The following is an 11,190-nucleotide window of genomic DNA, read 5'->3' as shown; positions in this document are numbered from 1 at the left end:
GGGGGGGGGGGGATGTCAGATTGATATTACCTATGTCTGCCATCAGCTTAAGCAAGGAAGATGCCAGCGCCGGGTAAGCGCTAGCGGGCATGCAATCAGCTGCGAAATAACAGCAAGGTTGTGGAGCTGCGCCATCTTCGAGCGGTAAGCGCTTAATTGGGGCGTAGCCCGATTTTCAGACACCACAACGACTTCGGGCGGCCAAGGCCGCCCGAAGGGTTACAACTGCGCTGCTGTTAACCAGAGATCAGGCGTTGGTCCAACGCTTCAGCACCAGCGTAGCGTTAGTGCCGCCAAAACCAAAGCTGTTGGACATCATCAGGTTCGCGGCCTGATCAGCCTTTTCGCGAAGAATTGGCAGGCTGCCGACGTTTTCGTCCAGCTCATCGATGTTCGCGGAGGCGGTAAGGAAATTGTCGCGCATCATCAACAGGCAGTAGATGGCTTCCTGTACACCAGCAGCACCCAGGGAGTGGCCAGTGAGACTCTTGGTCGAACTGATCTTTGGCGGCTTGTCGCCAAACACCTCACGAATAGCCTTCAGTTCTGCGACGTCGCCGACCGGAGTGGAGGTGCCGTGCGTGTTCAGATAGTCAATGTCGCCTTCCACGGTTGCCAGTGCTTGCTGCATGCAGCGTACTGCGCCTTCACCGCTGGGTGCGACCATGTCATAGCCGTCGGAGGTGGCGCCATAACCAACCACTTCAGCGTAGATTTTTGCTCCGCGCGCCAGGGCATGCTCGAGCTCCTCGACCACGACCATGCCGCCGCCACCGGCAATCACGAAACCATCCCGCTTGGAGTCATAAGCCCGTGAAGCTTTCTCCGGGGTGTCGTTGTATTGAGTAGAGAGGGCGCCCATGGCGTCGAACAGCATTGACTGGGACCAGTGCTCCTCTTCACCGCCGCCAGCAAAGACCATGTCCTGCTTGCCCATCTGAATCTGCTCCATTGCGCTGCCAATGCAGTGAGCGCTGGTAGCGCAGGCCGAGGAGATCGAGTAGTTGATGCCCTTGATCTTGAATGGTGTTGCAAGACAGGCTGATACGGTGCTGCCCATGGTGCGGGGTACGCGATAGGGTCCAATCTTCTTAACGCCTTTTTCGCGCAGAATGTCGACCGCTTCCATCTGGTTCAGGGTCGAGGCGCCGCCACTGCCGGCGATCAGCCCTATGCGAGGGTGGCTGATCTCTTCGGCAGTCAGGCCGGCATCGGCTATCGCCTGTTGCATGGACAGATAGGCAAAGCCAGCGGCGTCGCCCATGAAGCGCTTGACCTTGCGGTCAATGGCGGCATCAAGGTCAATGTCCACACTACCGGATACGTGGCTGCGTAAGCCCATTTCCGCATAGGAGGGGTTATGGCGGATACCTGATTTGCCGGATTTAAGGCTGGCGGCAACGCTTTCAAGGTCTTGACCGAGGCAGGAGATAATGCCCATTCCGGTAATGACGACACGACGCATGGTGAGAATCCTCAGAAGCTATCGGTAGAAGTAAACAGACCTACACGCAAACCTTCAGCGGTGTAGATCTCGCGGCCATCGACGGCCATGCTGCCGTCGGCAATACCGAGGGTCAGTGAGCGGTTGATAGTGCGCTTGATATGTATGGTGTAGGTGACCTTCTTGGCGCTGGGCAAAACCTGGCCGAAGAATTTCACTTCGCCGGAGCCCAGGGCGCGGCCCTTGCCTGCGTAACCCAACCAGCCGAGGTGAAAGCCTACCAGTTGCCACATGGCATCCAGGCCAAGGCAACCGGGCATGACAGGGTCGCCTTCGAAGTGGCAGGCAAAGAACCACAGGTCGGGATGTATATCGAGTTCGGCGACTATTTCGCCCTTGCCATATTTACCGCCAGTGTCGCTGATGTGGGTAATACGATCGATCATCAGCATGTTGGGGGCGGGTAGTTGTGCGTTTCCGGGTCCGAACAACTCGCCACGGCTGCACTGAAGCAGCTCTTCCCGGTTGTACGCATTCTGTTTAGACATGTTCGCTCCTGCTCATCCCCGTTCGGTGGGGCGGTATGGTTTCTGCGTAACGAGTGCAATAGCGACTCGTCAGCGTAAGCTAGACTGCCCGCCCGACTGGAAAGTCACAAAAATGCGCTACGCCGGCAGCTCAGGCGTTGAGGATACCTGCGATGACTGCTGAGAACAAAGTTTCTGTCGCGCTCGAACCGGCGTAGCTGATCTGGATCAATCCCCGCCAGCCCGACTGGAGCTGGCAGGAATGGGTTTGGTAATTCAATCGAGCTCGCCGAACTGTTCCTGGAACTGGTCGCGCAGCTCGCGTTTCAATACCTTGCCAATGGCACTGCGCGGAAGTTCGTCAGTCAGAATCAGGCGGTTCAGACGCTGGGTCTTGCCAACGCGCTGGTTGAACCACTCGCGAATGCTGTCAGCCTCGGTGTTGGTGCCGGGCTTGAGAACTGCATAGCCTACCGGTGTTTCCCCCCAGCTGCGGGACTGTACGCCGATGACGGTGACGTCCTGCAAATCCGGATGCTTGCGTAGCTCGAGTTCCAGGTCACTGGGATAGATATTGAATCCCCCTGTGATAATCATATCTTTACGGCGATCCATCAGGGTAAGGAAGCCATCTTCATCAAATCTGCCGACATCGCCAGTGCGAATAAAGCGCTTGCCTTCGGAGTCGTACCATTCGGCCTCAGCTGTTTTCTCCGGCTTGTTCAGGTATCCGGTCATCATTGCCGGGGAATGCCCCACAACTTCGCCAACCGAGCCGAGCGGCAGCTCCTTGCATTCTTCATCAATTACGCGGATATCGTGGTTCTCTAGCGGCTTGCCCACGGTGTGCAGCTTGTCGGGGAATTGGTGGGCTGCGAGCATGCAAGACCCGCCGCCTTCTGTCATACCGTAGAACTCGATGAGACCACCCGGCCAGCGCGCCAGAATGTCGGCCTTGAGTTCGGCATGGAAGGGTGCACTGGTACTGAATTTCATCTGAAAATGCGACAGGTCGTAATTATCAAAATCCTCCCGAGCCATGAGCCTCTGATATTGCACCGGTACCAGCATGGTATGTGTCACCTGATGCTGCTCTGCCAGTTTCAGATAAGCCGCACCATCAAACTTGGACATCAATACGACAGTACCGCCCAGGCCCAGCGTGGGCAGAAATGAAACCAGGGTAGTGTTGGAGTACAAAGGCGTAGAAATGAGGGTGACACAATCGGGGCCGTAGCCGAACACCAGTCCCCGCTGAATATGTGACCAGCGCATCCCGTGTGACTGCACGATGCCCTTTGGTTCGCCCGTAGTACCGGAAGAATAGATGATATTGAATGGCATCTCTGCAGTGATGTTAACCGGCTTGGGTACAGCATTGTCCAGCCAGGCACTGAAGCTTTCATCCGTCCGGCTGTCGTCCATGCTCAACAGGCGAATCTGTTTGGCGGCATCGATCGTTGCCAGTGCCTGATCAACAGCCTGATCAACAAACACCAGCCTGGCTGCCGAGTCGCGAATCATGGTCATCAGGCTTTCAGGAGTAGAAGAGGGGGCGAGCGGCGCGACCACAACGCCTGCACGCAGAGCGCCTATATACAAAAGGGCATAGGCAATCGAGTTGCTGCCACAGATGGCGATGCTGTCACCGACAACCAGCCCGTCGCGCTGCAATGCGGCGGCTACCCGGTTTGCCTGTTGATCCAGTTCGCGGAAATTGAGTTGCTTACCTTCCTGGACGAGGGCTGGGTGATCACCGCGTTCTGCGGCGTGGCGAGCGATGAGTTCCGGAAGCAGACAAAATGGAGTATCGAGGGTAACAGGCGTAATTGCTGTAGCGCTCATTGACGGTCGGCCCTGTGCTGGTTGGTATGGTATGGAGATGCCTTCAGGCATTGCGGTAACTTAATAGCCGCTTAGTATCGCTTCTCCGCACACGCTTTGACAGGCACGAAATGTCAGGCAATCAGGATCATCAATGATTGTTTTGATCAATGCGTAGCCAGGTGTCGAGGCTGCGTTGCAGGGCCTGACGCGACACCGGCTTGCTGAGAAAGTCCTGCATGCCTGCCTCGATACACAGCCGGCGGTCCTCCTCGAAGGCACTGGCGGTCAGGGCAATGCAAGGTGCTGGTCGGATACCCCGTGTCTCGCACTCTGCGAGGTAGCGCCTAAAGACGCTGATGCCGTCAATGTCGGGCAGGTGCAAGTCCATCAGAATGACAGAGAACTCCTGTACTCCTTCGCCGAGAATATCCAGCGCCTTCTGGCCGTTTTCAACTGTAATGACGCTGTGTTCCAGCGTGCGCAGCATGCCCTCGATAACCATCTGGTTCACCGGATTATCCTCGATGAGCAGCAAGGGTCGGGGGCTATACACGATTTTTTCTGGCAGGTTCTCGACTGTGACTATATCGGATCCTGCTTCGGCAAGGGGCAGAGGGATGCCGAGGGTAAAACAGGAACCTTCGCCTTCCTTACTGCTTGCAGTCAGTTGGCCGCCCATCTTCTCGGCGAATGTCCGGGCAATGGACAACCCCAGACCGGTGCCGCCAAACCGTCGTGAAGTGCTGTTGTCTGCCTGACGGAATGCATCGAACATGCTTTCCAGCTTTTGTGGGGAGATCCCTATGCCGGTGTCACTGACGTGACATTCCAGCCACAGGCTGTTGGCAGACATCCGATGCCAACTACTGGTAATTTCGATGCTGCCCTGCTCGGTAAATTTCAATGCATTGCCAATCAGGTTTACCAGAATCTGGCGGATTCTAGTGGGGTCGCCAACAACCCTGGGTGATTGCGGGTCACCGCTGCGTTGCATGGTCATTTGCAAACCCTGCTGAGCTGCCGTGTGTTCAAAGATGACTGCCGAGTGATCAATGAGGTCTGCCAGATCAAAAGGGATCTGTTCCAGCTCCAGCGCGTCGTGTTCGATACGCGAGAAATCGAGGATATCGTTGATAACACGCAACAGATGATTTGTGGACTCGCCAGCAATCTGCACATATTCGGTCTGTTCACTACTGAGGCTGGTAGTTTCAAGCAACTGAAGCATGCCGAAAACACCATTCATGGGCGTGCGCAGCTCATGACTCATCATGGCGAGAAATTCGGACTTTGCATTGTTGGCGGTCTCTGCCTCTTCCCGTGCTGCAGCCATCTCGGCCATGGTGCGGTTCTGCTCGCTGGCAGAGCGCTCCAGTGTGCTGGCAAGTGTGTTGATGTTGTGCATCAATCGACCGATTTCGTGCTGTTCGCCCTCTTCCAGTCGTACCTTCAGATTGCCTTCTTTGAGTCGCTGGACTGCTGTGCTCATGCGGGCGAGCGGCTCGGATAACGCCTTGGCCAAACGCAAGGCCAGAAATAACGCCGCGACCATTACCAGCGCTGCGAGGATAAGCGCACGGTAGAGGATTTCGTGTTGCCTGCTGCTAAATGCGCTTTCGCTCAGGCCTACGCGCACCTGGCCAAGGTAGCGGAAGCTGTCGCTGATCTGGGGTGCGCTGTCCAATAGAAAGAGATCGTTCTTGAGCGGGATCTGCTGGCGGCGGATCGCTGCGGAAAAATACCGTATGGTTTCGTCATCTGCTCCAGCTGTACCCGGCGGCAGTGCGACCAGCCGGTTGCCGTGATCATCGAAGACCTCAACACTAAGTACGTGGGGAGTATCAAGAACGCCACTGATGAGGCTCTCCAACGTACTGATATTGCCGCTGATCACGCCGTATTCGGCGGTTGGTGCCAGTTGCTCGGCGATCAGTTCCCCGGTTTCCGTAAGCTGCCGTTCGACGTCGTCGAGCCGTTCCGCAAGAAAGTAGGCAAATACCACCAAGGCAAGCAGTACCGCGGGAAAAAGTGCAATACCGATCAGCCGGTTGTGAATGCTGCCGCTTTGCCAGAGACTCATTGGGTGTCCTCCACGCGGACGAGCTCTGCGGCCAGAGCAGCATCATCTGGCGGTGCGAAGCCCATGGAGCGGGCGACTTGCTGGTTGCTGAGAACGGAAAAAAAACGCGGATATTCCAGGCGCGCATCCGAGGCGGGATTGTCCAGCAGATAATCAACGCTGCGGGCCATGTCCGCTGGCGAGCTGAATGTAGTGCTGAGGCTGCCAGCCGCGATGAAAGGAGCGCTCGGGCCAATCAATACCCGGTCGCGCGTGTAGCTTGTCAGTAGAATGGTCTTCAGGTTGTCTGCGTTGAAGATGCTTCTGTCGTCGAGCCCCATGAGTACGTCGCTTCGGTCAAGCGTGCTGACCAGGGTGCGGGCAAGGTCTTCGGGTGCAGCCAACTCCGCAATGTTCAGCTTGACGTCGTTGCTGTCAGCCGCTCTTATCCAGTGGCTGAGCTGATCCGTATCGACAGAGCTGTGCAGCAGTGCAGCTGTGCGCAAGCGCGGGATGAGCAGCTTGGCCAGGCGCAGCTGACGTTCCGGCTTGGGATTGGCCAGAATGACGCGGGCATGCCTGGGCAATTCCTTTAACGCTGATTCATTAAGGCTGCTCTGGCTGACATAAGTGGCTATGACGGGTGTGGAGCTACCTTTCGCCAGTTGCCGCTCAAGGCTTGCGACTCCCATGGTAATGATAACGTCGGCGTTGACCGCCATATTGGGTGGTTCCGTATCCAGGCTGTGCACCAGGATCTTGTCTCCAGTTCGCTCGCGTGTCAGTTCGTCGACGAACTCTTCAGTCAGGGCTGTTGGGCTTGGCACGATGACCATGAGCGTTGCAGCCTGTGAATACATGGCCAAAGAGCTCAGCCATAACAGCAAAATATGGCAGGCGAATCTCATTGCCAGCGCTCGGATACGGGCGCCCAGGTATTGTTCATGGCGACATTCCTTGTGCCTGTCTGTCATCAGTCAGTACTGCCTGCGGGTAGAGCCGCCTCAGAAATCAAGCTCGGCGCTGACGTAATAGTGGCTGCGATTCTCGTAAAGGTTCTCGGGCCAGGTGAGGCCTTCGTCATCCAGTCGATATTGCCAGGTCAGTGCCAGTTCCAGATTATTGGTGCCGGAGCCAAACCGCTTGGCAACCCGGCCATCCAGCCGTTCAAATCGACGTTCATTGAGCATGTCAGCCCCGTAATATATCAGACTGCTTTCAAAGCCTGCCGGCCACTCTCGCAGCCATGCCGCCGAACCACTGTTGCGGGCGGTCAGCCGCTGGTCAAGCCGATTCGTCGCTACAAAATCGATATAAGCATAGGTTAGCCGCACTCTGTCGCGGCGACTCATTTTCCAGTCCAACTGAGTCTCGGCACCCTGGAAGCGACTAAAGCTGTCATTGTTTGGCACGAAGTTAACAATCTGCAGCGGTTGACTGATCATGTTGCTGATCTCGTCGTAGAAGACTTTTATGTCGACCGAGAGGGCAAGATTTGAGAAGTAACCGTTGTACCCCAGCTCTCGGGACCGCATCCTTTCCTGTTCCAGATCTCCGGGACCACGGGCAAGGGCGTAGTACTTGTCGCTGCCGGAAACCGGTCCGCTCAGGTTATTTGCTGTATAGGTCCAGTTGGCATTGTTCTCATACATGTCGGGTGAGCGGACAGCTTCGGAATAAACCGCACGAAGACTATGGGTCGGACGCAGAAAATAGTGCGCTGCCAGTCTGGGCGAGAATGAAAAACCACTCAGTCTGTCTTCCTCGGCCATGGCGCCGGCATGCAATAGCCAGCGATCATGAGGCCGATACTCGAAGTTGGCGAAAAGCTGGCCAATCTGGTTGTCTACCCGGCCATCAAAAAAGGTGTCCGAACGTGCCTCGTCATAGCGAAGGCTGCCACCCAGCACTGTCCGCAACGAGTTGCTCAGTTGCAGCGTATTCTGAACCTCTACTTCGTAACGGGTCTCGCGCAGATTCTCGTTGAGATCCCAGCAGGCAGGCTGACCATCGCGGGCTGCCTGATGCTCGGCGACCAGGGCGTCCACTAATGGGAGCTTGTCTGGTGGCAGGCCATCGTAACGTACCAGGTAGTCGCTATAAAAAGCTGGGTCGCCCCAGGCGCCGCTGCGGTTGCGCAGAATGTAATTGAGGCGGCGAGGGTAAACGTTCCCCAGCTCGGCCAATTCACGCAGTAATGGCGAAAACACAATGGGTGAATCACAGGCGCGCCACTGGGCGAGGCGTTCCATATGTTGTGCGTAGGCCTTCACTTCAAGGCGGTTGGTGGGCGATAGATCGTTCTTCCAGTGCAGCTGGGCAAAGTAATCCCGTGCTGTGGTGTCTGAGTTGGGCTCGTGCTCAGCCATCTCCCGATCAAACCTGAAAGAAAGGTCGGAGGGTTCGGCCATTACCGTATAATCATTCTCCAGCTGGTTACTACCTTCCTTGGCTCCAAGTTGCCATTGCAAACTCTGGTTCGCACTCAGGGTGGTTTCCCCCAGCAGATTGAAGGCATTCAGCCTTCTGCTGTCGCGATAATCCTTACCATCGTCATCAAAGTCGAACCCCGTGTCCTCCTTGGCGAACAGGCTCAGCCGCGCGACACTGTTTTGCAAACTGAAGCCATGGCTGGCGTAGAGGTCATTAACCCCGCGATTGCCCTGGGTGATTCGTACCTGTGTCCCTTGGCGCAGTTCGGGAGGTGTTGAAATGATGTTGATGACCCCCATCAGTGCGTTGGCACCATAGGCGGCGGTATTGGGTCCGCGGAAAACCTCGATACGCTCGATATCTTCTACAGCCAGAGGTATGTCGGTCCAGTCCACCGTTGCTAGGCCAGGCCTGTAGACCGAGCGGCCATCTACCAGTACCTGCATGCGACGTGCTTCGGTGGTATTGGTACCGTGATAGTTCACGTTGCTGCGGTGTCCCAGCAGGTAGCCGACCATCATGCCAGGCACCAGGCGCAGAATTTCGGGTACATCGCGTGCCCCACTGGCTCGAATCAATTCCCTATCAATAACCGTCATGCTGCCGGGAATTTCGGCGGGGGATTGCTTCAGGCGGGTTGCGCTGAGTACAGAGGGCAGCTCAAGCGGCTGCAGAACAATATCATCCATGGCAAATGCCGGGAGGCTTAAAGCCACACCCAGCAAGGGTAACAATCTTCTTGTTGAATAAGATGCCATTATTATGCAACCAGGGTAGTCATGTGCTGCCATATTACCTGCCGTGATCACATTTACCAGTGAACTTTGTCGGATTTTGCTGTCCAAGCCCGCCTAGTTTGCGATGTGAATTATACTGGCTGCAAACCTCAGCTGAAGGAATTGGCATGACTGACAAGAAAATTTCCGTATGCGTTTTGGGCGGAGGAAGTTTCGGAACAACGCTGGCCGGGCTGATGGCTGCTCGGGGCGTCCCGGTTACACTGTGGCTACGTGATGAAAAAGTTGCCGCGGAAATTGCTGGAGAGCATGAGAACAAGCGTTATATGCCCGGTTTCAAGCTGGACGCGCGCCTTGTTGTCACAACCGATATGCATGCCGCTGTTGCAGCCGCCGATATGGTGTTCCTGGCCATCCCGAGTAGTGCCTTTCGCTCGGTCCTACACGATATTGGTCCTCAACTGGCCGGTAAGGATGTGATCAGTACCACCAAGGGTATTGAGCAGCCTGGTTTTCTGATGATGAGCGACATTGCCGGGCAGGAGGCGCCGGGTGCGCGGATCGCTGTGTTGTCCGGACCCAATCTGGCAAAGGAAATAGCTACAGGCGAGTTGACGGCTACAGTGGTGGCTAGTGAAGACCAGGCGCTCTGCAGCCGAGTACAGGCTGTGCTTGGCAGCAGGCGTTTACGGGTATATGCGAGCCAGGACAAATACGGTGTGGAGCTGGGCGGAGCCCTCAAGAACGTATATGCGATCATCTCCGGGATGGCCGCCGCTTTGGGCATGGGCGAAAACACCAAGAGCATGCTGATTACGCGCTCTCTGGCTGAAATGAGCCGCTTTGCGGTGCACATGGGTGCCAGTCCAATGACCTTTCTCGGCCTTGCTGGTGTCGGTGACCTTATAGTTACTTGCATGTCGCCACTTTCGCGCAATTACCAGGTTGGATTTGCCCTGGGGCAGGGCCATACACTCGACGAGAGCGTAGCTCAGCTTGGCCAGGTCGCGGAAGGCGTAAACACCTTGAAGGTGCTCAAGCAGAAGTCGGACGAGGAGGGGGTTTATATGCCTCTTGTGACAGGGTTGCATGCCATATTGTTCGAGCAGCAACCTCTAGATGCTGTGATCGGGCGTCTGATGAGCGCTGAACAAAAGGATGACGTGGAATTTTCTGCGTTCATGTCCTGCACACCATTGGAAAAGGAGTAGTAATGGACGCTTTCAAACGCACAGTCACCTCAGCGGATTATTGGCTGCGAGTGATTTACACGCTGCTTCTGGCCTTGGCCTGGCAGGTCACGGAGTTGCTTCTGGTCGCTGTGACGGTACTGCAATTGGTATTCAAATTATTCACTGGAGAGTCGGATTCACGACTTGCCGGCTTCGGTAACAGCCTGTCCCAATATGCATGGCAGATCGGACGTTTTGTTACTTTTGCCTCGGATCAGAAGCCCTGGCCCTTCATGGAATGGCCGGACCCTGAGACCCAGTGGGTTCCGGCAGCTCGCCACTCGAGCGAGCCGAACTCGACTGACTCCGAGCTCAAATGAAAATCTGGATTCTCCGCCATGGACAGGCTGAGCCCATGGCAGCCAGCGATCCGGAGCGCGCGCTGACCCTGCGCGGTCGTGAAGAGGTGCGCAGGGTCGCACATCTTCTCGCAGGGGAGTCACTGGATACTATTCTTGCAAGCCCTTACGTACGTGCGCAGCAGACTGCAGAACAGGTGTGCCACGAGATTTCCTATCCGCGCGCCATCGCTACTGCCGCCTGGTTGACACCTGATGACGATCCACGCCAGGCGCTTGACTTTCTAGCTGAGCGTGCCGAGCGCAACCTGCTGCTGGTCAGTCATCAGCCTCTGGTCAGTCAATTGATCTCTTTGCTTGTCGATGGCCACAGGAGTGGCCATTACCCCATGCCAACAGCGGGGCTCGCCTGCATCGAAACGGATTTTCCCGCCGCAGGAATCGGCCGGCTACTGATGCTGAAAAGTCCCGGCGAACTTCCTGCCTGATTTTGCGGTCTTCAAACTGGCAGTTTTGCTGCAACAATCCAGGCCCGTTTCGTCTTGGCAGGAAGAAGGCGGCGTGGGATAGTGAATTTTGGATAGGTAGTTTTCAACTCGCAGTCTTATCCATAAGAAAAACAAGACAGACCG

Annotated in this window: 9 protein-coding genes; 3 read left to right on the top strand and 6 right to left on the bottom strand. The window is 56.0% G+C overall.

All coding sequences use genetic code 11. The features are described from left to right. Positions 1 to 247: 247 nt before the first annotated feature. From fabB to IEV54_RS14905, 6 genes are all read right to left on the bottom strand, one after another. A complete protein-coding gene (gene fabB, locus IEV54_RS14930) occupies positions 248 to 1,465 on the bottom strand; it encodes a beta-ketoacyl-ACP synthase I (protein WP_150278910.1) in 1,218 nt (405 codons plus the stop codon). Between the two features lie 11 nt (positions 1,466 to 1,476). After that, positions 1,477 to 1,992: a 3-hydroxyacyl-[acyl-carrier-protein] dehydratase FabA gene (gene fabA / locus IEV54_RS14925; RefSeq protein WP_150278911.1), complete on the bottom strand. Its 516-nt coding sequence runs from the start codon at positions 1,990 to 1,992 to the stop codon at positions 1,477 to 1,479. Positions 1,993 to 2,247: 255 nt separating this feature from the next. Then, on the bottom strand, positions 2,248 to 3,816 hold the full coding sequence (locus IEV54_RS14920; RefSeq protein ID WP_150278912.1) for a class I adenylate-forming enzyme family protein: 1,569 nt from the start codon (positions 3,814 to 3,816) through the stop codon (positions 2,248 to 2,250). Between the two features lie 130 nt (positions 3,817 to 3,946). Beyond that, complete coding sequence (locus tag IEV54_RS14915) at positions 3,947 to 5,878, bottom strand: ATP-binding protein (protein WP_150278913.1); 1,932 nt, start codon at positions 5,876 to 5,878, stop codon at positions 3,947 to 3,949. After that, positions 5,875 to 6,831 (bottom strand): hypothetical protein, encoded by a 957-nt coding sequence (locus IEV54_RS14910; RefSeq protein ID WP_150278914.1) that lies wholly within the window; start codon positions 6,829 to 6,831, stop codon positions 5,875 to 5,877. Before IEV54_RS14910 ends, IEV54_RS14915 begins: the two co-directional genes overlap by 4 nt. Positions 6,832 to 6,861: 30 nt before the next feature. Next, entirely contained in the window at positions 6,862 to 9,048 is a 2,187-nt protein-coding gene (locus IEV54_RS14905) for a TonB-dependent receptor (RefSeq protein ID WP_188434474.1), read from the bottom strand. A 146-nt stretch (positions 9,049 to 9,194) separates the two neighbouring features. Between IEV54_RS14905 and IEV54_RS14900 the strand changes: the two genes are divergently transcribed. The 3 genes from IEV54_RS14900 to sixA are packed head-to-tail and all read left to right on the top strand — an operon-like array spanning position 9,195 to position 11,046. Beyond that, positions 9,195 to 10,238, top strand: coding sequence for an NAD(P)H-dependent glycerol-3-phosphate dehydrogenase (locus tag IEV54_RS14900; RefSeq protein ID WP_150278916.1), 1,044 nt, complete (start codon positions 9,195 to 9,197; stop codon positions 10,236 to 10,238). A 2-nt stretch (positions 10,239 to 10,240) separates the two neighbouring features. After that, the gene (locus IEV54_RS14895) at positions 10,241 to 10,579 is read left to right on the top strand and encodes a DUF4389 domain-containing protein (protein WP_150278917.1); all 339 of its coding nucleotides are present in this window, start codon (positions 10,241 to 10,243) and stop codon (positions 10,577 to 10,579) included. Further along, positions 10,576 to 11,046 (top strand): phosphohistidine phosphatase SixA, encoded by a 471-nt coding sequence (gene sixA / locus IEV54_RS14890; RefSeq protein ID WP_150278918.1) that lies wholly within the window; start codon positions 10,576 to 10,578, stop codon positions 11,044 to 11,046. Before IEV54_RS14895 ends, sixA begins: the two co-directional genes overlap by 4 nt. Positions 11,047 to 11,190 lie beyond the last annotated feature (144 nt).

The sequence above is a fragment of the Halopseudomonas salina genome (assembly GCF_014637955.1).
Classification (GTDB): domain Bacteria; phylum Pseudomonadota; class Gammaproteobacteria; order Pseudomonadales; family Pseudomonadaceae; genus Halopseudomonas; species Halopseudomonas salina.
Note: the sequence above shows the minus strand (reverse complement) of the source record. Positions and strands in the feature narration are given on the sequence as shown.

Excerpts from the sequence above, each read along its gene's own strand:
- fabB (WP_150278910.1), bottom strand. The coding sequence starts at position 1,465 with ATGCGTCGTGTCGTCATTACCGGAATGGGCATTATCTCCTGCCTCGGT.
- fabA (WP_150278911.1), bottom strand. The coding sequence starts at position 1,992 with ATGTCTAAACAGAATGCGTACAACCGGGAAGAGCTGCTTCAGTGCAGC.
- IEV54_RS14920 (WP_150278912.1), bottom strand. The coding sequence starts at position 3,816 with ATGAGCGCTACAGCAATTACGCCTGTTACCCTCGATACTCCATTTTGT.
- IEV54_RS14915 (WP_150278913.1), bottom strand. The coding sequence starts at position 5,878 with ATGAGTCTCTGGCAAAGCGGCAGCATTCACAACCGGCTGATCGGTATT.
- IEV54_RS14910 (WP_150278914.1), bottom strand. The coding sequence starts at position 6,831 with ATGACAGACAGGCACAAGGAATGTCGCCATGAACAATACCTGGGCGCC.
- IEV54_RS14905 (WP_188434474.1), bottom strand. The coding sequence starts at position 9,048 with ATGGCATCTTATTCAACAAGAAGATTGTTACCCTTGCTGGGTGTGGCT.
- IEV54_RS14900 (WP_150278916.1), top strand. The coding sequence starts at position 9,195 with ATGACTGACAAGAAAATTTCCGTATGCGTTTTGGGCGGAGGAAGTTTC.
- IEV54_RS14895 (WP_150278917.1), top strand. The coding sequence starts at position 10,241 with ATGGACGCTTTCAAACGCACAGTCACCTCAGCGGATTATTGGCTGCGA.
- sixA (WP_150278918.1), top strand. The coding sequence starts at position 10,576 with ATGAAAATCTGGATTCTCCGCCATGGACAGGCTGAGCCCATGGCAGCC.